This window comes from Rhodanobacter sp. Soil_C_14 (genome assembly GCF_057657335.1).
On record NZ_JBDGIQ010000002.1, the window covers coordinates 265,872 to 285,628 of the forward strand.

At 66.8% G+C, this 19,757-nt stretch carries 20 protein-coding genes; 4 read left to right on the top strand and 16 right to left on the bottom strand.

The genetic code is table 11. From position 1 onward, the window contains the following. Positions 1 to 41 precede the first annotated feature (41 nt). The 3 genes from AC3A56_RS06805 to aceF form a co-directional block, all read right to left on the bottom strand. Positions 42 to 671 (bottom strand): DUF6624 domain-containing protein, encoded by a 630-nt coding sequence (locus AC3A56_RS06805; protein ID WP_487769778.1) that lies wholly within the window; start codon positions 669 to 671, stop codon positions 42 to 44. A 128-nt stretch (positions 672 to 799) separates the two neighbouring features. Beyond that, a complete protein-coding gene (gene lpdA, locus AC3A56_RS06810) occupies positions 800 to 2,650 on the bottom strand; it encodes a dihydrolipoyl dehydrogenase (protein WP_487769779.1) in 1,851 nt (616 codons plus the stop codon). Between the two features lie 15 nt (positions 2,651 to 2,665). After that, positions 2,666 to 4,087 (bottom strand): dihydrolipoyllysine-residue acetyltransferase, encoded by a 1,422-nt coding sequence (gene aceF / locus AC3A56_RS06815; protein WP_487769780.1) that lies wholly within the window; start codon positions 4,085 to 4,087, stop codon positions 2,666 to 2,668. Between the two features lie 226 nt (positions 4,088 to 4,313). On the opposite strand from aceF, the gene AC3A56_RS06820 reads away from it, so the two are divergent. Next, complete coding sequence (locus AC3A56_RS06820) at positions 4,314 to 5,198, top strand: ABC transporter ATP-binding protein (protein ID WP_487769781.1); 885 nt, start codon at positions 4,314 to 4,316, stop codon at positions 5,196 to 5,198. A gap of 99 nt (positions 5,199 to 5,297) precedes the next feature. Continuing rightward, entirely contained in the window at positions 5,298 to 8,885 is a 3,588-nt protein-coding gene (locus tag AC3A56_RS06825) for an ABC transporter permease/M1 family aminopeptidase (protein ID WP_487769782.1), read from the top strand. 30 nt (positions 8,886 to 8,915) lie between these two features. Here the strand turns inward: AC3A56_RS06825 and AC3A56_RS06830 are convergent, their stop codons facing one another. From AC3A56_RS06830 to AC3A56_RS06875, 10 genes are all read right to left on the bottom strand, one after another. Beyond that, the gene (locus tag AC3A56_RS06830; RefSeq protein WP_487769783.1) at positions 8,916 to 9,767 is read right to left on the bottom strand and encodes a mechanosensitive ion channel family protein; all 852 of its coding nucleotides are present in this window, start codon (positions 9,765 to 9,767) and stop codon (positions 8,916 to 8,918) included. A 113-nt stretch (positions 9,768 to 9,880) separates the two neighbouring features. Next, positions 9,881 to 10,189 carry a DUF2845 domain-containing protein gene (locus AC3A56_RS06835; RefSeq protein ID WP_056763634.1) on the bottom strand — a complete coding sequence of 103 codons (309 nt, stop codon included), beginning with the start codon at positions 10,187 to 10,189 and terminating at the stop codon, positions 9,881 to 9,883. Positions 10,190 to 10,227: 38 nt separating this feature from the next. After that, a complete protein-coding gene (locus AC3A56_RS06840) occupies positions 10,228 to 10,500 on the bottom strand; it encodes a DUF2845 domain-containing protein (protein ID WP_487769784.1) in 273 nt (90 codons plus the stop codon). A 26-nt stretch (positions 10,501 to 10,526) separates the two neighbouring features. Next, on the bottom strand, positions 10,527 to 11,102 hold the full coding sequence (locus tag AC3A56_RS06845) for a DUF924 family protein (RefSeq protein WP_487769785.1): 576 nt from the start codon (positions 11,100 to 11,102) through the stop codon (positions 10,527 to 10,529). Between the two features lie 84 nt (positions 11,103 to 11,186). Then, positions 11,187 to 11,945, bottom strand: a complete 759-nt coding sequence (locus tag AC3A56_RS06850) for a DUF2884 family protein (RefSeq protein WP_487769786.1) — start codon at positions 11,943 to 11,945, stop codon at positions 11,187 to 11,189. Positions 11,946 to 12,067: 122 nt separating this feature from the next. After that, positions 12,068 to 12,910, bottom strand: a complete 843-nt coding sequence (locus tag AC3A56_RS06855; RefSeq protein WP_056763623.1) for an energy transducer TonB — start codon at positions 12,908 to 12,910, stop codon at positions 12,068 to 12,070. 92 nt (positions 12,911 to 13,002) lie between these two features. After that, positions 13,003 to 13,857 (bottom strand): energy transducer TonB, encoded by an 855-nt coding sequence (locus tag AC3A56_RS06860; RefSeq protein ID WP_487769787.1) that lies wholly within the window; start codon positions 13,855 to 13,857, stop codon positions 13,003 to 13,005. 53 nt (positions 13,858 to 13,910) lie between these two features. Beyond that, the gene (locus tag AC3A56_RS06865; protein ID WP_487769788.1) at positions 13,911 to 14,384 is read right to left on the bottom strand and encodes a hypothetical protein; all 474 of its coding nucleotides are present in this window, start codon (positions 14,382 to 14,384) and stop codon (positions 13,911 to 13,913) included. Next, positions 14,384 to 14,914 carry a peroxiredoxin gene (locus tag AC3A56_RS06870; RefSeq protein ID WP_056763618.1) on the bottom strand — a complete coding sequence of 177 codons (531 nt, stop codon included), beginning with the start codon at positions 14,912 to 14,914 and terminating at the stop codon, positions 14,384 to 14,386. The genes AC3A56_RS06865 and AC3A56_RS06870 overlap by 1 nt, the downstream gene beginning before the upstream one ends. Before the next feature lie 115 nt (positions 14,915 to 15,029). Beyond that, complete coding sequence (locus AC3A56_RS06875; protein ID WP_056714215.1) at positions 15,030 to 15,488, bottom strand: hypothetical protein; 459 nt, start codon at positions 15,486 to 15,488, stop codon at positions 15,030 to 15,032. 268 nt (positions 15,489 to 15,756) lie between these two features. On the opposite strand from AC3A56_RS06875, the gene AC3A56_RS06880 reads away from it, so the two are divergent. Beyond that, the gene (locus tag AC3A56_RS06880) at positions 15,757 to 16,173 is read left to right on the top strand and encodes a universal stress protein (RefSeq protein ID WP_056714247.1); all 417 of its coding nucleotides are present in this window, start codon (positions 15,757 to 15,759) and stop codon (positions 16,171 to 16,173) included. A 22-nt stretch (positions 16,174 to 16,195) separates the two neighbouring features. Here the strand turns inward: AC3A56_RS06880 and AC3A56_RS06885 are convergent, their stop codons facing one another. The 3 genes from AC3A56_RS06885 to AC3A56_RS06895 all read right to left on the bottom strand — a co-directional run bounded on the left by AC3A56_RS06885 (position 16,196) and on the right by AC3A56_RS06895 (position 18,411). After that, positions 16,196 to 16,654: a DUF6491 family protein gene (locus AC3A56_RS06885; protein ID WP_487769789.1), complete on the bottom strand. Its 459-nt coding sequence runs from the start codon at positions 16,652 to 16,654 to the stop codon at positions 16,196 to 16,198. Between the two features lie 70 nt (positions 16,655 to 16,724). Continuing rightward, positions 16,725 to 17,462: a hypothetical protein gene (locus tag AC3A56_RS06890; RefSeq protein ID WP_056714244.1), complete on the bottom strand. Its 738-nt coding sequence runs from the start codon at positions 17,460 to 17,462 to the stop codon at positions 16,725 to 16,727. 82 nt (positions 17,463 to 17,544) lie between these two features. Further along, complete coding sequence (locus AC3A56_RS06895) at positions 17,545 to 18,411, bottom strand: LytTR family DNA-binding domain-containing protein (protein ID WP_487769790.1); 867 nt, start codon at positions 18,409 to 18,411, stop codon at positions 17,545 to 17,547. Positions 18,412 to 18,555: 144 nt separating this feature from the next. Here AC3A56_RS06895 and AC3A56_RS06900 point away from each other — a divergent pair, with 144 nt between their 5' ends. After that, positions 18,556 to 19,755 carry an acyltransferase family protein gene (locus tag AC3A56_RS06900; RefSeq protein ID WP_056763612.1) on the top strand — a complete coding sequence of 400 codons (1,200 nt, stop codon included), beginning with the start codon at positions 18,556 to 18,558 and terminating at the stop codon, positions 19,753 to 19,755. Positions 19,756 to 19,757: the final 2 nt, after the last annotated feature.

The window sequence follows — 19,757 nt, forward strand, 5'->3', positions numbered from 1 at the left end:
CCGGGCTCTTCTGCATCCATTCCCACCGCGCCCCGTGCCAATCAGCGCTGCCGATCCGTGCCGACATCCCGCGCCTGCTGCGCACGAGCGTCCGTCGCCTGCGCGGGTGCGTAGGAGAAGTGCAGCATGCATTGATAGTCGGCCAGTGGCATCAGGTCCATGCTGGCGCGGCGTTGATCGACATGCGCCATGTCCTCGGTGGGCTCGGATACCGGACTGCCGTCCTGTGACGGCTTGAACTGCGAGCCGTAACGCTGGGGCTTTCCCTGCGCAAGCAACACGCGGTCCGTGAGCATGGCCACGTCGGCCTTGCGCACACCGCTCACCGCCAGGCGCGACTCCAGCGTTTTCAGCACCGCCGCCTGGAAGGCCGGATCGCGGTCGGCATGCTGCACCAGCAACCAGGCGTTGGCGACACCTTGCGCACCCACGGCCTCCGGCGTCGGAAAACCTTGTCTTGCCACGACAGCTTTCAACCATGTGAGGTTGTCCGCATCCACCACAAGCATCGCCTTGTTCGCCACCGGGTCACGCATGCCGGCCGCCAGCGCCGTATCACGCGCACGCTGGTCGGCCTCGCCCCGCGCTGCCAGCTCCCGACGCAGTGCCGGATCGGTGACGCGACGACCGGCATCCTCCCGCGCATTCGCTTCGTCGACGTGCGGATGCATGGCCGCCCAGCCAGCCAGGCCCGGACAAGCCTTCAACAGGTCTGCATCATCATCGGCACGCCCAGTGGCGGGCAACAGCAAGGCCGCAACCATGAGGCAAGACAGCGTCATCCTTGACATGAGCAACCTCATTTCTTCTTCGGCAGGTACAGGTCGGTGATGGTGCCTTCGTAGACTTCCGCGGCCATGCCCACCGATTCACCCAGGGTCGGATGCGGGTGGATGGTGAGCGCGATGTCGGCCGCTTCACTGCCCATCTCGATCGCCAGTGCCAGCTCGGAAATCAGGTCGCCCGCGTGTACGCCGACGATCCCGGCGCCCACGATGCGATGGGTTTCCTCGTCGAAGATCAGCTTGGTGAAACCCTCGGTACGGTCGATGCCGATGGCGCGGCCCGAGGCCGCCCACGGGAACTTGCCCACGCCGACTTTCAGTCCCTTCTCCTTCGCCTCGCGCTCGGTCACGCCGACCCAGGCGATTTCCGGATCGGTATAGGCGACCGACGGGATCACCCGCGCGTCGAAATGACTTTTCTGACCCGCTACCACTTGCGCTGCGACGTGCGCTTCGTGGGTGGCCTTGTGCGCCAGCATCGGCTGGCCGACCAGGTCGCCGATGGCGTAGATGTGCGGCACGTTGGTGCGCATCTGCGTGTCGACGTTGATGAAGCCGCGCTCGGTCACCGCGACGCCGGCCTTGTCCGCGCCGATCTTGCCGCCGTTCGGCGAGCGGCCCACCGCGACCAGCACGCGGTCGAACAGCGTGGTCTCGGGAATGCTGTCGCCTTCGTAGCCGACCTCGATGCCTTTCTTCGTGGCCTTGGCGCTGACCACCTTGGTCTTCAGGTGCACGCCCTTGAGCTTGCCGCCCAGGCGTTTGGCCAGCGGCTTGATCAGGTCGGCGTCCGCGCCCGGGATCAGCTGGTCCATGAATTCGACCACGGTCACCGCGCTGCCCAGCGCCGAATACACGGTGGCCATCTCCAGGCCGATGATGCCGCCGCCGACGACCAGCAGGTTCTTCGGCACGTCTTTCAGTTCCAGCGCGCCGGTGGAGTCCACCACGCGCTCGTCGTCCCATGGGAACGCCGGCAGCTTCACCGACTGCGAACCGGCCGCGATGATCGCGTTCTCGAAGCGGATCAGCTTCGTGCCTTCGGCCGTCTGGACTTCCATTTCGTTCGGCGAGACAAACATGCCGGTGCCCGTCACGGTGCGGACCTTGCGCGCCTTGGCCATGCCGGCGAGGCCGCCGGTGAGCTGGCCGACCACCCTGGTCTTGAAGCTGCGCAGCTTGTCGAGGTCGATCTTTGGCGCGCCGAAGCTGACGCCGTGCGCGGACATCGCCGCGGCTTCATCGATCACCGCCGCGGCATGCAGCAATGCCTTGGAGGGGATGCAGCCCACGTTGAGGCAGACGCCGCCCAGGCTGTCGTAGCGTTCGACCAGCACGGTGTCGACGCCGAGGTCGGCAGCGCGGAACGCGGCCGAGTAGCCGCCGGGACCGGAGCCGAGCACGACCAGCTTGCATTCGATGTCCGGCTTCTTTCCAGATAAAGCTGCCGCTTGCGGCACCTTCGCCTCCTCTCCCCCCCGGGGAGAGGATTGAGGTGAGGGGACGGGGCTTGCGGGGGGCTGGCTGCTCCTGGTCGCTTCTTCGTTGGAGCTGCCCGGCGATCCCGCACCCTCACCCCTGCCCTCTCCCGGAGCGGGAGAGGGGGACGGCGAGACGGCTGCGCCGTCGGTTTCCAATACGGCAATCACCGCCCCTTCGGAAACCTCATCCCCCACCTTCAACTTCACTTCCTTGATCACACCAGCGGCGCTGGAAGGAATCTCCATGGTCGCCTTGTCCGACTCCAGCGTGATCAGGCTCTGTTCCTTCGCCACCGTGTCGCCGGCCTTCACCAGCACCTCGATCACCGGCACGTTGTCGTGGCCGCCGATGTCGGGAACCTTGATCTCGATCGTGTTCGCCATGGTCATCGCCTCCGGTCAGAGCAGCAGCCGGCGGATGTCGCCGAGCTGGTTGGCCAGGAACGATGCGAAGCGCGCGGCGAGCGCGCCGTCGATCACCCGGTGGTCGTACGAGAGCGACAGCGGCAGCATCGTGCGCGGCGCGAATTCCTTGCCGTTCCACACCGGCTTCACCGCCGACTTGGAGACGCCCAGGATGGCCACCTCCGGCGCGTTGACGATCGGCGTGAAATAGGTGCCGCCGATGCCGCCGAGCGAGCTGATCGAGAAGCAGCCGCCGGACATCTCGGCCGGGCCAAGCTTCTTGTCGCGCGCCTTCTTCGAGATCTCGCCCAGTTCGCGGGCCAGGTCGAGCAGGCCCTTCTTGTCGCAGTCGCGGATCACCGGCACCACCAGGCCGTCGGGCGTGTCCACCGCGATGCCGATGTGGAAATACTTCTTGAGGATCAGCTTCTCGCCCGACTCGTCCAGCGAGGCGTTGAACTGCGGGAACGCCTTCAGCGCCGCCACCACCGCCTTGATCTGGAACACCAGCGGGCTGATCTTCAGGTCCTTGTTCTCGGCGCCGAGCTGCTTGCGGAACGCCTCCATCTCGGTGATGTCGGCGTCCTCGTGCTGGGTGACGTGCGGGATCATCGCCCAGTTGCGCGCCAGGTTCGCGCCGGAGATCTTCTGGATGCGCGTGAGCGGCTTCTCCTCGATCTCGCCGAACTTGGCGAAGTCGACCTTGGGCCACGGCAGCAGGCTGAGGCCGCCGACCGAAGCCGAGGCGCCCGTCGACGGACGCGCGCCGGAGGCCAGCGCGTGCTTGACGTAGGCGCTGACATCGTCGCGCTGGATGCGCCCGCCACGGCCGCTGCCCTTGACCTGCTGGATGTCCACGCCCAGCTCGCGCGCGAACGCACGGATCGCCGGGCTGGCATACGGCGCGTCGCCAGGCATCACCACGCGCGCATCGACCGGCGGACGCACCTGCGGCGCCACGTCGCCCTCGGGCGCGATGCCCGGCTGCACGCCCTGGCCGGCTACCGGCGCGGGGGTCGGCTGAGCGGGGGCGGGAGCCGGAGCGGGCGCTGGGGAATTTGAAGGGGCCTGGGCTCCCTCACCCCTGCCCTCGGCAATCGCTCCCTGCATTGCTCTACCTCCCGCATCCTTGCGGTCGTCTCCCGATACGGGAGAGGGGGACGGCGAGACGGCTGCGCCGTCGGCTTCAATCAAGGCAATCACCGCGCCCTCGGAAACCTCGTCGCCCACCTTGAGCTTCATCTCCTTCACCACGCCGGCAAACGGCGAGGGAACTTCCATCGTGGCCTTGTCCGACTCCAGCGTGATCAGGCTTTGTTCCTTCTCGACCCGGTCGCCGACCTTCACCAGCACTTCGATGACGGGGACGTCGGCATGGCCGATGTCGGGAACGCGGGCTTCTTTGAGGTCGGCCATGTTGACTCCTGCTGGCGATGGCGCGCCGCTCGGGGATGGCGGCTGCATACAAGACGTCAATCATAGCGAAGGGTCATGCCTTGCGTATGCCGAATCGTGTAACTTCGGGCCTTCGCACCCCACCATGCGCCCGCGTATCCATGACCTTGAGCGGACGCGCCGTGCGGTTGCGTAGCCTAACCTGAGCCCATGTCCACGCCGCACAACGCGGCACCGGAAGGAACCCATGCTGACGATACGTGACCTGTCCAAGACCTATGCCAACGGCGTCCGGGCGCTGCGCGGGGTGTCGCTCGACATTCCCGGCGGCATGTTCGGCCTGCTTGGCCCCAATGGCGCCGGCAAGTCGTCGCTGATGCGCACGATCGCCACGCTGCAGGACCCGGACGAGGGCACGATCAGGCTGGACGAGATGGACCTGCTGGCCGACAAGCAGGCCACGCGGCGCCTGCTGGGCTATCTGCCGCAGGAGTTCGGCGTGTATCCCAAGGTCTCGGCCGAGGCGATGCTGGACCACTTCGCCGTGCTCAAGGGCGTCACCGCGAAGGGCGAGCGGCGCGAGCTGGTCGAGGCGCTGCTGCGCCAGGTCAACCTGTGGGACGTGCGCAAGCGCAAGCTGGGCACCTACTCCGGCGGCATGCGCCAGCGCTTCGGCATCGCCCAGGCGCTGATCGGCGAGCCCCGCCTGATCATCGTCGACGAACCCACCGCCGGACTGGACCCGGAGGAACGCAACCGCTTCCTCAACCTGCTGGCCGAGCTGGGCGAGCGGATGGTGGTGATCCTGTCCACCCACATCGTGGAGGACGTCACCGACCTGTGCTCGCGCATGGCGATCATCGGCCAGGGCCAGGTGCTGCTGACCGGCGAACCGGGCGAGGCGATCCGTTCGCTGGAGGGCCGGGTCTGGCGGCGCAGCATCGACAAGGCCGAACTGGACGGCTATCGCGCCCGCATGAACATCCTGTCCACCCGCCTCGCCGGCGGCCGCACCCTGCTGCACGTGCTGGCCGACGCGAAGCCGGAGGAAGGCTTCGAAGCGGTCGCACCGGACCTGGAGGACGTCTATTTCGGCCGCCTGCGGGCGCAGGCCACCGCCAAGGCCGCCTGAAGGCGCCCCGAATCCGCAGGGGCGCACCCGCGCGCGATGTCCGTTCTTCCGATGGAAGACATCGCGCACACGGCGCTCCTGCAGCAGCCAGGATCACCCATGTTCTTCGAAATACTCCGCTTCGAGTTGCGCCAGCAGTTGAAGGCGCCGCTGTTCTGGATCGTCGCCGCCGCGTTCGGCGCGCTGGCGTTCGCTTTTTCCAGTACCGACATGGTGATCATCGGCGGTGCCAGCGGCAATGTGCTGCGCAACGCGCCGCTGGTGATCGTGCGCCTGCTGGGCGCGCTCACCCTGTTCAGCATTTTGCTGGTCACCATCTTCGTGGCCGGTGCGGCCCTGCGTGACTTCGACCATCGCACCTCGGAACTGATCTTCAGCACGCCGATGAGCCGCGGCGCCTACCTGGGCGGCCGCTTCGCCGCGGGCTACCTGGCGGCGCTGGCGATCATGCTGGTGTGCGCGCTGGGGCTGGCACTGGGCGCAGCGATGCCGTGGATCGACGCGGCGCGTCTGGGCCCGGCCAGCTGGTACGGCTACGCCTGGTCGCTGGGCGTGATGGTGATCCCGAACATGCTGTTCATCGCCGCCCTGCTGTTCCTGCTGGCGACCACCACCCGTTCGCTGCTGGCCACGTATATCGGGGTGATCGCGTATTTCGTGCTGTCGGGCGTCACCGGCTACCTCAGCCGGGACATCGACAGCCACACCATCGCCGCGATGCTGGACCCGTTCGGCGGCCGCACGCTGGGCATCGTCACCCGCTACTGGTCGTCGGAGCAGAGCAACCACCTACTGCCCGCGCTGGACGGGGTGCTGCTGTTCAACCGCCTGCTGTGGATCGGCGTGGCGGTCGTGCTGTTCGTGGCGGCCTACTGGCTGTTCCGCCCGAACCGCGAGGGACTGCAGCTGCCGCGCCGCAAGAAGCGCGCCGAACCGCCGATGCTGCGCCCGCCAGCCAGCGGCGCCGCGCTGACCCTGCCCCGGGTGAGCATTGGCCACGGCTGGCGTATCCACCTGCAGCAGCTGCGCGCCCAGTTCCTGTTCGACACGCTTGGCGTGGTGCGCGGCGTGGCCCTGCTGGTGCTGCTGGCGCTGTCGCTGGTGCTGATGCTGGTGTCGCTGGTTTCGTCGGGGCTGATCTATGGCACGCCGGTATGGCCAGTGACGCATCAGGTGCTCACCGCGATCAATGGCAGCTTCAGCCTGCCCCTGATCATCATCGTGATCTTCTATGCCGGCGAACTGGTCTGGCGCGAGCGTGGTCAGCACTCCGCCGAAGTCACCGACGCCTTCCCGGTGCCGGACTGGGTACCGCTGCTGGCGAAGTTCGGCGCGCTGCTGACCATCATCGTGCTGATGCTGCTGATCGGCGCGGTGGTCGGCATCGGCTGGCAGCTGGCACACGGCTACACGCACCTGGAGCCGGGCCTGTACCTGGGCATGCTGGCGCTGAACGCGATCCCGTTCGTGCTGATCGCGGTGCTGGCGCTGTTCCTGCAGGTGATGTCCAACAACAAGTTCCTGGGCTACCTGCTGACCATCCTGTGGGTGGCGGCCAGCTCGATCGGCTTCGGCCTGCTGCACTGGGACCACAACCTGTACAACTACGGCAGCGGTCCCACCGTGCCGTATTCGGACATGAACGGCTTCGGCCACTTCCTCACCGGCGCACTGTGGTTCGACGGCTACTGGGCCTGCCTGGCGGTGGTCATGCTGGTAGTGGCCGCGCTGTTCTGGGCGCGTGGCACCGACGACGCGTGGCGCGACCGCCTGCGCGAGGCACGGGCACGACTGCATGCCCCGGCGCTGCTAGTGCTGGTCATCGCGTCGCTCGGCTTCATCGGCAGCGGCGCGTGGATCTACTACAACACCAACGTGCTCAACACCTACCGCAACAGCACCGCGAAGACGGTGCAGCGCGCGGACTACGAGAAGAAGTACGCGAAGTACAAGGATGCTCCGCAGCCCCGCATCACCGCGGTGAAGGCCGATGTGGACATCCACCCCTACCAGCGCAGGCTGGACATCCGCGCCCACTACACCCTGGTCAACAAATTCACCGCGCCGATCAGCGAGCTGTACGTGAACTTCACCGACGAGTTCACCGTGAAGTCGCTGCAGTTCGCCCCGCACGACACGGTCAGCGAGGACAAGGACCTGGGCTTCACCGTGTACCGGCTGAAGACGCCGCTGGCGCCGGGCGCGTCGATGGATTTCGACTTCAGCCTGGCATACGCGCCGAAGGGCTTCACCAACGACACCGGCGCCACCTTCCTGGTGCACAACGGCAGCTTCTTCAACAGCGGCATGCTGCCGCAGTTCGGCTACCAGACCCAGTACCAGCTCTCCGATCGCAACGACCGACGCAAGTACGGCCTGTCCGCCGAGGTGCCGCGGATGCCGAAGCTGGGTGACGAGAAGGCCCGCGCCAACAACTACATCAACAACGACGCGGACTGGATCGACTTCGACACCACCGTCTCCACCGCCGCCGACCAGATCGCGCTGGCGCCGGGCACGCTGCAGAAGGAATGGACGGCCAATGGCCGGCACTACTTCCATTACACCATGCAGCGGCCGATGCTGAACTTCTTCGCCTACCTGTCGGCGCGCTACTCGGTGAAGCACGTGCGGTGGAAGGGCGTGGACATCTCGGTCTACTACAACCCGGCACATGCCTGGAACGTGGACCGGATGATCGAGAGCGCGAAGGACTCGCTGGACTACTACGACGCCAACTACACGCCGTACCAGTTCAAGCAGCTGCGCATCCTGGAGTTCCCCGGCTACGCCGCGTTCGCCCAGTCGTTCGCCAACACCATCCCGTTCTCCGAATCGATCGGCTTCATCGCCGACCTGCGCGACAAGTCGAAGATCGACTACGTCTACGACGTCACTGCCCACGAAGTGGCCCATCAATGGTGGGCGCACCGGGTGATCGGCGCGAACATGCAGGGCTCCACCATGCTCAGCGAGTCGCTGGCGCAGTACTCGTCGCTGATGGTGATGAAGCACAAGTACGGCGCCGACCAGATGCACAAGTTCCTGAAGTACGAACTGGATGCCTACCTGGTCGGCCGCGCCACCGAGAAGCTGGCCGAGGAGCCGCTGGCGAAGGTGGAGAACCAGCCGTACATCCACTACCGCAAGGGTTCGCTGATCTTCTACGCGCTGCAGGACTACCTGGGCGAAGCGAAGCTCAACGGCATGCTGAAGCAGTTCCTGCTCGACAAGGGCTTCCAGCAGCCGCCCTACACCACCTCGCAGGAGTTCATGGACGCGCTGGACCAGGTGGCCGGGCCGCAGTGGAAGTCGCTGCTGGACGACTTCTTCTGGAAGATCACCCTGTTCGACAACCGGCTCACCGATGCCCGGGCGAAGAAACTGGCCAACGGGAAGTACGAAGTGACCCTGAAGCTGCACGCCGGCAAGGTCTACCTGGACGGCACCGGCAAGGAAACCGCGGCGAAGCCGGACATCCCGATCGAGATCGGCGTGTTCGCGGCCTCGCCCGGCGGCGGCCGGGACGGCAAGCCGCTGTACCTGGAGAAGCGCCTGCTGAAGGACGGCGACAGCACGATCACCGTGGTGGTCGACGGCAAGCCCGCGCTGGCCGGCGTCGATCCCTACAACGAGCTGATCGACAAGGTGTCCACCGACAACCGGCGGGGCATCACGCTGGAATAGCTGCCCGCGCCACGCATCGGTGAGGCCGCGTCATGGCTGGCGCGGCGCCGCGTCCGACACGTCACCGTGGGTGATGACCAGTTCGCGGCGCGGTGCGGGAAGGCTGATGCCGGCCGCCTCGAAATGCTCGCGGATCGCGCGCAGCAGGTCGGTCTGCACGTCCCACGAGTCGGCCGAGCTGGTCCAGGCGCGGATCACCAGGTCGACCACGTTCTCGCCCAGGCCGACCGTCCACACGCCGGGCGCGGGGTCCTTGAGGATGCGCGCGTCGGCTGCGAACAGGCGACGGATCTCGGCCATCGCCGCGCCGATATCGTCCTTGTAGCCAATGCCCAGCTTCAACTCGAGCCGCCGCGTGCCGCGCCGGTTATGGTTGACGATGGCATCGCCGCCGACCTTGCCGTTCGGCACCACCGCCTCGCGCCCGTCCGGCAACAGCAGCAGGGTGTGCATCAGGTTGATGCTCTGCACCGTGCCGTCGAGCCCGCCGGCGGTGACGAAATCGCCGACCCGGAACGGCCGGAAGATCACCAGCAAGACGCCCCAGGCCAGGTTGCTCAGCGAACCCTGCAAGGCCAGCCCGATCGCCAGTCCGCCCGCGCCCAGCGCCGCGACCAGCGGTGCCGACGGCACGCCGGCGCGGGTCAGCGCCATCACGATCAGCATCGCCACCAGCACGCCGTAGATCACGTTGCGCAGGAAGCCGCTGAGGGTGTCGTCCACATTCGCCCGCTGCAGCGCGCGGCGGCTGAAGTTGGCCATGCGCGCCGCCACCCAGGTGCCGACCAGCAGGATCAGCAAGGCGAACAGCAGGTTCAGTCCGGCATGGATCACGCTGGCGGACAGCGCCTGGCCCAGCAGGTTGTCGAGGAAATCGTGCATCGCTTCGGCTCAGGCGGAAAACCTCGCCAGCCTAGCAAACCGCCGAAAAAACTGCGTGACACGCACGTGGCGAAGTGATGATCGATATTTCCCGAACGCCGTGCCCGACGATGTCAGAGCCGGTCGTCCTGAATGTCGGTGACCTTGCCGTCAACAAGGGTCACCACGGTGGCATGCCCGTCGCGCCGGTAGCGCCATTGCTCGCCACCTTCGTTGCGGTCCACCACTCGCACGCCGCCGCGACGACTGCCGTGACTGCGCGACTTGTGCGCATGCGACTTCGAACTGGGCTTGCCCAGCAAATCCACCACCCGCTCGCGGCTGTCGCCGGCAACCAGCACCTGGTTGCCGACGCGCAAGGTGCTGGATGCCTGCACCGCGGCACTGAAGGCGAACAACGCAATGACTAGACGAATACGCATGACCTGCTCCCTGGTCGGTTGAATGGATTTCCGGGTACCTATTCGCGGCGATCGTCGATATCGCCGACCTTGCCGTCGACGATGGTTAGCACGACCACATGGCCATCGTCGCGGGCGTATTGCCAGCGCTCGCCCACCCGGGCGCCGAACTTGTTCTCCACCGGCTCCTTGTAGCCGGGCGTGCCGAGCAGGGTTATCGCGCGGGTAGCGGTGTCACCGACCGTCAATACGTGCTGGCCGATGCGCAGGGTTTGTCCGGCTTGCGCAGCCGCGCTGAACGCGAGCAGCAGGGAAAGGATGAGTGTGCGCATGGTCATGCCTCCGAGGAACCCGGGTTTCAGAATCCGGCGCCGGGCTGCGCCAGGTAGATCGCTTCCTCCGGTGTATCGGCCCGGCCAAGCACGGCGTTGCGATGGGGAAAGCGGCCGAAGCGCTCGATCACGTCGCGATGGCGTCGAGCATAGTCCAGAAAATCATCGAAGCGGGAGACCTCGCCGGGCGGTGCGTCGGTCCTCAGCGCCTCGAACAATTCGACCGAACGCCGCTGCAATGCGGGATCTTCCGCGTGTTCCAGCGGCAGGTAGGCGAACACGCGCCGGATGGCGGGAAGTTGGCGGTCATCACCACGGGACAGCCCCGACAACGCGACGCGCTGCGCCGCCGGATCGGTCGCCCAGGCGCGCGGGTCATGGCGATACAGGTTGCGGGGAAACTGATCGAGCAGGATCAGCAGCGCGAGCCAGCCGGACGGCGTGGCCGCCCAGCCGTCCAGCCGTCCGTTCGCGGCATCCTGCACGGCGCCGCCGAATTGCTCGCGTATCCACCCGTCGAAGTCGGCGCTGGCGGCAAACCAGTGCGCGGCGTTCGCCTCGGCGAACCAGAATTCGAGGACATCGCTGGCGCTGGCCGGCATGATCCTTCCATCAGGCAGTGGCGGGGCTTCCGACTATGCCCGCTGGCACGCGGACCATGCAAACACGCGCCCGGTGCGCGGGTGTCATTGCCCGACCTGCAGCAGGTTCAGCGGCTGGCCATTGCTGCCGCGCACGCCCTGCTGCAACGAGGCAAGCCGGCGGATCGCCGGACACAGCGCCTCGACCTGCGGACGCAATACCTGCAACCGCGCCTGCAATCGTGGCTGGAGGTCGGTAGCCAGGTCGGCCGCGCGATCACGCAGCGTGGCGGCGGCCTGCAGGTCACCGGACAGCGCCGCGTTGATCGCCTGCTGACCCAGGTCGGCCGCCAGCAGCGGCAACAGGTCGCCGGCGATCTGGTTCATCGCCTGGTTGGCGGCATCGCCCTGCCAGTCGCGCGTGCTCTGGCTGACCGAGATGCGCCGTTTCAGCTCCGCCGCGTGGGCGTCCAGCCGACGCTGGAACTCGGCCCGGGTATCGGCGCCCAGGCCCATGCCGTCGGACTCGCTGCGCAGGGCCTGTGCCGCGATGTCGACCCCGTTGCGGGCCACCGTGCGCACGCGCGGCGCCAGCTCGCGCAGCTCGCGTTCGAACAGCGTCAGCCGGTCCTGGTTCTCCGCGTTCAAGCTCACGCTGACGCCATCGGTGCGCAGGGCGCCCTGCTGCAACTCGACATGGAACGGCGCCGGCGCGGGCCGGTCGAACAACAGGCTGTCCGGCTTCAGGGTGACGTCGTAACTGCTGCTGGCATGGCAGGTCGCCGCCAGGTCCTGCGCGTGCAGCGAACACGCTCCCGACAGCAGCAACAGAACGGCGAAGATTCGAAACGCACGCGTAGGCATCGGCGGATTTCCGGAGAACAGTGCGTCAAGCGATAGCTGCCCGCGCAGCAACCCTCGCTGAACATGGCGCGCGGAAGTGAAGCGTGACGCTCACGGCTCGCTTCACTCATCCCTCACTACCCTCAGGCGCCGTCCAGCGGAGTCAGCAGATGCAGCCCCCGATCGGCCTGGGTGATGGCGCCATCCGGGGCGGCATCCGCGCTGGACGAGATCCGCTGCTCCTTGTCAAACCAGGAGATCGGTTGCCGCGGCCCCGGTATGTAGGTCTCCCATTTGCCATAGTCATCAGCGGTGGGTGGGCCGCTACCGAAGTTGACCGGCACCCTGGCAAACCATTCATCGTCATCGACCGCCGCCCCGGATGTCGGCAGGTTGAAGGTCCATCGTTTGGCGGCGCTGGTGGCGGCCTTCGCAAGGACTGGTCGCCATCTTTGCAGCTGAAACTCGCTGTCCAGCACGCCCATGTTGACCTGCTCGGCAACGACGTCCAGAACTTGCCCCTGCCGCCCTACGCGCAGGAGCAGATAGACCGTTCCTGACACGCGAGCCTGGGCCGCCACAGTCGGATAGATCGGATTGACCCTGTTCCTGAAGCTGATCGACTCACCCGGATTGCCCTGGCCAAACTGGGCGCCATTGATGCCGATGGAGAATTTGTCGTCACCCACCGGCCTGGCAACGACGCGAAAGCTCATCTTCGCCTCGGCCGCCACCGGCGCGCCGTTCACCAGAACGGGTTCGAACTTCCACTGCCGCACGTTTCCCTCGACCAGGCTGATGACATCCGGCGGCACTTTCTCCACCTGATCGATGATATGGCTGCGGACGCTGCCGTCCGGTGCCACCACGATCGTTCCGGTGAGCAGCATGCTCGCCTGCATCCGCTTGCGCAGTGCGGTCGGGCCGGTAGCCAGCGCGGCGACCGACAGCAAAGCGCAGGACAGCCCGATCAGAAATCGCTTCATCCGTGTTCCCCTGTGAGCCCTTGGAATACCGGTGCCGCAAACCGTGCCAGGCAACTGACCGGCACGATTCGTCGGAAATCTGCCCGACGGAGTCAGGCGCCGCTCAGTGGCGTGAGCAGCTGCAGTCCATTCCGATCAAGCTGATAGATGCCGTCGCCCGGCAGTGCATCGGCGCTGCCGGACAGCAGGCGCTGGCTATCGATCCACGGCACCAGCTCCTTCGGCCCGGGGACGTACGCCTGCCATTTCCCGTAGGTATCGACTTCGGGCTCGTCGAGAGTTTTCAGATGGTAGGCAACCGGCACGCGTGCAATCCAGTACGGCGCATTGACATATTCGCCCGAGGTCGGCGTATGGAAAGTCCACTTCCTGGCGGCCGCCAGCGCGGACTTCGCAAGCACATTGCGCCATTGCACCATGTCCCGGTCGCTGGCGATCACGGCCAGATTGACCTGTTCGGCCTCGGCATCCTCGACCTGCCCCTGCCGCCCCACTCGCAGGACCAGGTAAACCGTACCGGTCACGCGCCCCTTGATGGCCTGCGGCGGATAGGTGGGCGGCACGCGATTCTGGTAGGTGACATGTTGACCGGGTGCTTCCTGGCCGAAATGCGTGCCGCTGATGGCCAGTGAGTAGTTGCCATCGCCGATCGGTTTGGCAACCACCCGCAGGCTCATCGTTGCCTTGGCCGCCACCGGCTTGCCGGCGAGCAGCACGGGTTCGAACTTCCATGCAGGAATACTGCGGTTGACCAGGCTCATCGCCGCGGGCTCGACCTGGTCGGCGCGATCGATGGCGTAACTGCGCACGCTGCCGTCAGGCGCCACCACGATCGTCCCGGTGAGCAGCATGCTCGCCTGGACCCGCTTGCGTACGCCGCCCGGGCCCGACGCGAATGCCACGCCGCAAAGCAACAGACAGCACAATCCCGCCAGCCAGTTCTTCATCCCTTCCCCCGAAGCGAATCCGCGCAAGTGCCCGGCTGCAGTATCACCGACCGTCAGGGCCGACGCGAGCGGAATTGCGCGCGCACGGCCGGCCGCCCCAGTTGCCAGGCCAGCCACAGCAGCGCGGGAATGGCCGCCAGCTTCAGCGCGATGCCGACCTGCCAAGTGCGTTGCGCCCGCGCGATCATCCACAGCGCCATCTCGCCGAGCTGCGGTTGCGCCCGGGCGTGCTGGCGGGCGATCTCGAAGTCACCCGATTGCTGCAGCATCAGCACCGCGGTCACCAGCGACCACGCCGCCAGCAGCAGCGCCAGCACCTGCATCGCCGACCGCGACCAGGCCTGGCGCAGGATGCAGCCGGCGCAGACCACGATGACCGCGACGGCCACGCCGAGATAGAGGTACTCGGCATGCCGCAGGTATTGCACGAAGCCGATCGCGGCCAGCAACAGCAGGACCCAGGGGCCGATCGCCCAGGGCGCGAAACGCCGGTTCGCCGCGCTGGCGGGGTTCGGTGCCAGCGCCATCAGCGCGTCGCCTTCAGGCTGGCCAGGTCGGCCAGCACCTGGGCCGAGTTCTTCTCCGGATCGACATCGACATAGACCCTGGCGATGCGCCCCTGCGGATCGATCAGGAAGGTGGTCCGCTTCGCATAGTGCAGACCCATGCGCGAGGTGAGCACGCCGTAACGCGTGGCGACCTGGCGATCCTCGTCGGCCAGCAGCGGGAAGGGCACGTGGTACTTCTCGGCGAAGGCCGCATGCGATTTCACATCGTCCAGGCTCACGCCGACGACCTTGGCGCCGGCCTGGCGCAGCTTGGCGATGTCGTCGCGGAACATGCAGACCTCGGTGGTGCAGCCGGGGGTGAAGTCCTTCGGGTAGAAGTACATGACCAGCCAGCCACCGCGAAAATCATCCGGCGCGAGCCAGTGGCCGTTCTGATCCTGCAAACGGAACGCCGGTGCAGCCTCGCCCACCTGGGGCGTGGCGGCGAAAGCCGCTCCGCTCATGGCGAGCATCAGGGTCAACGCAAACAGGGCAGCAAGACGACGCATGACAGGGCCTCCGATCGGGTGTGCGCAATCGCTGCAGTTTACGCGCACGGAAAAAGGAAGGGCGCCCATGGCGCCCTTCCGGATCAGGCCGTGGCCGTGATCAGAGCTGCCCTGATCAGAGCTGGCTGATGGTGAACTTGCCCACCGAAATGCCCAGGTTCACGCCCTCGCCGGTGCCGGCCAGGGCCAGCGACGTGGTGCCCTTGGTCAGCACCTGCGCCGTCGAGCTCTTGACCACGCCCGCTTCGGCGCCGGCCTGTGCATAGTCGCCGAAGACATCGGCGATGCCGTGCACCTTGGTGATCTCGCCCTTGCCGTTGTCGATGTGGTACTTGCCGGCGGTCAGGCCGCCGCCGACCACGGCGATCTTCACCTTGGCGCTCTGGCCGTTGCTGCAGGTGACCATGCCGGTGCCTTCGGCGTGCTTGTAGATCAGCGACCAGCCCGACAGGTTGTAGACCAGATCGCATTTCACACTCGCCTCAGCAGCCTGCGCGGAGCTCGTCGGCAGCACGGTCATCGCACCCGCGCAGGCCATTACCAGGGCAGCCATTCCAAAAGTACGCTTGATCATGATGTCTCTCCTTCGAGTGTGCGGAACAACAGTTGATGCGCTTCCCGCGGCCAACCTGGACAGCACGGCGGTCGTGGATGCGGGTGGAATGAATCCTGTGCAGGGCGGCGTGACAGAGACGTGCAGACGAATGACCAGCCGTTCAGCTTTCGGCGGCGGGCGTGGACGGCCAGGCACAGCAGGCGGCATCCGTCGCTTGGTTTCCACTCCCCACGCTCCTAGACTCCAAGGCAACGGCCTGATGGCCGCGCAGTCGCGAAGGGAAATGATGGTCAAGCACTCGCTGGTGGGTTACGACGGTTCGGAAGTGTCACAACGCGCGTTCCAGTTCGCGATCGATCTGGCGCGCTGCTCCGGTGGCCGGGTTCGCGTGGTGTCGGTGCTGCAGGTGACCGAAGGCGGCACCGACGTGTCGGCGCTGATGATGGCCGACTCCGGCACCCGACGGGCGCAGGAGCTGCTGCAGGAACTGGCCGCCGTGGTTCCCGATGCGAGCGACATGGTCGACGTGGAGCTGGTCTATGGCAGCCCCGGCGACGTGCTGCTCAGCCAGGTCGAACAGCACGGCATCGATCACATCGTGATCGGACACACCGAACGCGGCGCACTGGCGCGATGGCTGCTGGGCTCGGTCTCCGGCAACGTGCTGGCACGTGCCCACGTGCCGGTCACCGTGGTGCGCTGACGGCAGGTCTCCGGCAACCTCGCTAATTTTTCGCTGCTGGCGGCGCGGCGCGGCGCGCGGCCGCCTCGATCCTGCGCTGCTTTTCCTGGGCGATCTTCAGGCTCTTCACGTCGACCGGACGGATGCCGGTGATGGTGCAGGGAAAGTTGTGGCGGCCGGTGAGCACCTTGTCGAAGCCCACCGTCACCTGGTTGATGTTCGAGGTGAGTCCGATCGCGTTCGCGAACATCAGGTCCTGGCAGCCACCGAGGTCGAGCAGGTACGCCTGGTTCGGCCGGGTATACACCGCCAGCTCGGTATCGCTCAGCGGCTCCCACGAGTACAGGCTGAAGTAGTTGAAGCTGCGCACCGGCGCGCCGGCAGCCGCAGCGTACGCCGCCTGCCGCTGCTGCACGCGCTGCGCGTACGGCACGCTGGAGCATCCAGCAGTCAACGCGGCCAGCGCCAGCGCGCCGGCGGGGATCAGCCATGACTTGTCCATGACGCCATCCTCATGTGGGGAATGCCTACTGCCAGGAACGCAGCAGCGGTGTCGCGGATGACACCGCCGGCTATTTCCCGGCGGGCTTGCTCTTGCCCAGCGCGGTCCACTTTGCCGGATCGAAGCCGGCCACTTCATAGACCAGGGTCTCTTTCTTCTCGCCATCGACCAGGGTGACGTCCATGCTGATCTTCTTCGCCTTGCCGAGCATGGCGATGAACGCCTTGTCGTCGCGGATCATCAGCGCCGGCTCGCCGGTGGACGGCGCAAATGCCTTTACCGACACCGTGCGTCCGTCGACGTGGGTGGCGATGCTGCAGTTGCCGCGGCAGACGAAACCGGGCTTGCTGCCATACAGGAACACGCTCTGGCCCCAGCTGGTGTGCCGGCGCAGCACCAGTCGCACGCGGTCACCGCTGGCGGGCTGGCTGTTTTCGATGGTCGCGGTGGATTGCGTGCCACCGGCCATCGGCGCCACCTGGTACAGCCACAGGCGTTCGAGCCGGCTCTTTTCGCTGGCTTCGGTGTAGCGCTTCTCGATCGCCGGCAGGGTCCGCTGCACTTCCTTCGCGGCGTCGCTGTCCGGGAAGCGCCTGACGATCTCCTTGCCCATCGTCACCGCCATCTCGTCGTTGTGGATGCGCAGCAGCTGGCGATACGCGTCGAGGTTGCGCACGGCGTCCGCATTCGCGGCTTGCGCCTGCTGCTGCGCGGCGTCCGGCGCCGGAGCCCCGCCCTGCGAACAGGCGGCCAGCAGCACGGCGAAACCGCACGCCATCACGGCGCGACAGGGGAAGGCGACATTCATCAGCGGCATACCTGGCGGGAACAGACGGCTAGCTTGTAACGATCCGCCATTGCCGCGCAACCGGCGCACGCAGTCCGGGGGGTCAATCGGGCTGTCCGAAACGTTCGCGCAGTGCGGCGCGGTAACGCCGGCTGCAGGAAATCTTCGTGCCGTCGCGCATCTGCAGGCGCGCGTCGCCGGTTTCCAGCGGCTCGATCTCGACAAGATAGTCGAGGTTGACGAAGTAGCCGCGATGCACCCGCACGAAGCGGGCCGGGTCCAGCCGCTCCTCGATCCCCGCCATGGTGGCCCGCAGCGGGTAGTCGCGGCCGCGTACGTGCAGGTTCACGTAGTTGCCCGAGGCCTGCAGCCATTCGATCTCGCTGGCGTTGAGCAGGAATTCCTTGCCCAGCTTGCGCACCAGGAAACGTTCGGGGCGCTCGACCGGCTCCACCGGCGCGCCATCATCCGGCGCCGCCAGCAGTCGCGCTTCGCCCTGCTGGCGCAGCAGCCACAGCCGGTACAGCACCAGCGTGCCGACGATCACGAAATAGGTGCGCACGTCCTTGAGGTATTCGTAGCCGGCATTCATCCACCATGAGGCGCCGAACGCGTCGTAATGCGCACCGGCGAGGGCGTAGCCCAGCTTCCGCAGCACGTGCATCCCGCCCACGTGGATCAGGCTGAACGGCACGCTGAACAGCAGATGCAACGGCAGGTTGCGGCGCCAGGTATCGAAGCGGATCGGCCAGCGCCGCTCCAGCGCGATCACCCCCGGCAACAGCGCCAGCAGCAGCAGCACGCTGCTCCACTCCCACAGCCAGGGTTCCCACGCCGCCGCGCCGGCGTGGTCGATGCCCGAGTTGATGCTGTTGAAGACGCCGTTGATCGCGAAGAACACCAGCCAGACCCCGACCTCGAACGGTCGCCGCCAGCGCTGGTAGATGTCGAAGCCGGAAGTCGTGCCCATCGACCGGAGTTTACCCAACTCGTCCCCACTACTCGTCCCTGCCGGCCGCCATTCGTCCCCAGGGCCCGTCAGGCGGTCACTTCGGGCGGGACAGGCGGCGCGCGGCGGGACAGGCTGAGGCCACTTTCACACGGGAATGCCGCCATGAACCGCCGCCACGATATCGATGCACTGCGCGTCCTCGCCTTCGGCCTGCTGATCCTGTACCACGCCGCGATGTTGTACGTGGCCGGGGACGGCTGGGACTTCCACCTCAAGAGCAGCCACACCGCCGAATGGCTGCAGTACCCGATGCTGTTCCTCAACCGCTGGCGGATGGAGCTGCTGTTCCTGGTCTCCGGGCTGGCGGTGAACTTCATGCGCCGGCGCGGCAGCATCGGCCGGCTAGCCGGCAAGCGCAGCCTGCGCCTGCTGTTGCCGCTGGTGTTCGGCGTGCTGGTGGTGGTGCCGATCCAGCCGTATGTGCAGGGACTGTCGAACCATCTGGTCGAGCCCGGCTTCGGCCACTTCCTGCTGCGCTACTGGAGCGGCGGCCCGTGGCCCGCGGGCGCGTTCACCGGCTGGCAGTACGGCTTCACCTGGAACCACCTGTGGTACCTGCCCTACCTGTGGGTGTACACGATGCTGCTGCTGGCCCTGCTGCCGTTGCTGGAGTCGCGTCCGGGCCAGCGCCTGCGCAACGCCTGCCTGAAGTTGCGCGGCGTGCGCCTGCTGCTGTTGCCTGCCCTGCCCCTGCTGTTGTGGGGTTGCCTGCTGGCCAACCGCTACCCGGTGACCGGCGCGCTGTGGGGCGACTGGTACGCCCATGCGATCTACGCCACGGTGTTCCTCTACGGCTACCTGCTGGGCACCGATACCGGCATCTGGGCCGAACTGGCGCGGCTGCGCCGGGCCTCGCTGCCGCTGGCGCTGGGCTGCTTCGCGTTCTACCTGCTGGGCATCGAGACCCTGCCGGACGACGCCGCCCTGCCCCTGGTGCTGGCGGTGCGGGCGCTGCATTACCTGTACCTGTGGAGCGCGATCGTGGCGGTGCTGGGCTGGGGTCATGCGTATCTCAACCGCCCGTTCCGCTGGCTGCCGTATGCGCGCGAGGCGGTGTATCCGTGGTACGTGCTGCACCAGAGCCTGCTGTTGCTGTTCGCCTGGCAGCTGATGCCGCTGGGGCTGGGACCGGTGATTGAACCCACCCTGATCGTGCTGGCCACGGTGGGCGGTTGCGCGCTGCTGCACGAGTTCGTGATCCGCCGGAGCCGCTGGCTGCGGCCCCTGTTCGGCCTGGATGCGCCGGCGCGCGCGGCGTCACCGCGGGCCGTCCCGGCCAGCGTGGCCGACGACCTTGCCTGAGC

Excerpts from the sequence above, each read along its gene's own strand:
- AC3A56_RS06805 (WP_487769778.1), bottom strand. The coding sequence starts at position 671 with ATGCATCCGCACGTCGACGAAGCGAATGCGCGGGAGGATGCCGGTCGT.
- lpdA (WP_487769779.1), bottom strand. The coding sequence starts at position 2,650 with ATGGCGAACACGATCGAGATCAAGGTTCCCGACATCGGCGGCCACGAC.
- aceF (WP_487769780.1), bottom strand. The coding sequence starts at position 4,087 with ATGGCCGACCTCAAAGAAGCCCGCGTTCCCGACATCGGCCATGCCGAC.
- AC3A56_RS06820 (WP_487769781.1), top strand. The coding sequence starts at position 4,314 with ATGCTGACGATACGTGACCTGTCCAAGACCTATGCCAACGGCGTCCGG.
- AC3A56_RS06825 (WP_487769782.1), top strand. The coding sequence starts at position 5,298 with ATGTTCTTCGAAATACTCCGCTTCGAGTTGCGCCAGCAGTTGAAGGCG.
- AC3A56_RS06830 (WP_487769783.1), bottom strand. The coding sequence starts at position 9,767 with ATGCACGATTTCCTCGACAACCTGCTGGGCCAGGCGCTGTCCGCCAGC.
- AC3A56_RS06835 (WP_056763634.1), bottom strand. The coding sequence starts at position 10,189 with ATGCGTATTCGTCTAGTCATTGCGTTGTTCGCCTTCAGTGCCGCGGTG.
- AC3A56_RS06840 (WP_487769784.1), bottom strand. The coding sequence starts at position 10,500 with ATGCGCACACTCATCCTTTCCCTGCTGCTCGCGTTCAGCGCGGCTGCG.
- AC3A56_RS06845 (WP_487769785.1), bottom strand. The coding sequence starts at position 11,102 with ATGCCGGCCAGCGCCAGCGATGTCCTCGAATTCTGGTTCGCCGAGGCG.
- AC3A56_RS06850 (WP_487769786.1), bottom strand. The coding sequence starts at position 11,945 with ATGCCTACGCGTGCGTTTCGAATCTTCGCCGTTCTGTTGCTGCTGTCG.
- AC3A56_RS06855 (WP_056763623.1), bottom strand. The coding sequence starts at position 12,910 with ATGAAGCGATTTCTGATCGGGCTGTCCTGCGCTTTGCTGTCGGTCGCC.
- AC3A56_RS06860 (WP_487769787.1), bottom strand. The coding sequence starts at position 13,857 with ATGAAGAACTGGCTGGCGGGATTGTGCTGTCTGTTGCTTTGCGGCGTG.
- AC3A56_RS06865 (WP_487769788.1), bottom strand. The coding sequence starts at position 14,384 with ATGGCGCTGGCACCGAACCCCGCCAGCGCGGCGAACCGGCGTTTCGCG.
- AC3A56_RS06870 (WP_056763618.1), bottom strand. The coding sequence starts at position 14,914 with ATGCGTCGTCTTGCTGCCCTGTTTGCGTTGACCCTGATGCTCGCCATG.
- AC3A56_RS06875 (WP_056714215.1), bottom strand. The coding sequence starts at position 15,488 with ATGATCAAGCGTACTTTTGGAATGGCTGCCCTGGTAATGGCCTGCGCG.
- AC3A56_RS06880 (WP_056714247.1), top strand. The coding sequence starts at position 15,757 with ATGGTCAAGCACTCGCTGGTGGGTTACGACGGTTCGGAAGTGTCACAA.
- AC3A56_RS06885 (WP_487769789.1), bottom strand. The coding sequence starts at position 16,654 with ATGGACAAGTCATGGCTGATCCCCGCCGGCGCGCTGGCGCTGGCCGCG.
- AC3A56_RS06890 (WP_056714244.1), bottom strand. The coding sequence starts at position 17,462 with ATGAATGTCGCCTTCCCCTGTCGCGCCGTGATGGCGTGCGGTTTCGCC.
- AC3A56_RS06895 (WP_487769790.1), bottom strand. The coding sequence starts at position 18,411 with ATGGGCACGACTTCCGGCTTCGACATCTACCAGCGCTGGCGGCGACCG.
- AC3A56_RS06900 (WP_056763612.1), top strand. The coding sequence starts at position 18,556 with ATGAACCGCCGCCACGATATCGATGCACTGCGCGTCCTCGCCTTCGGC.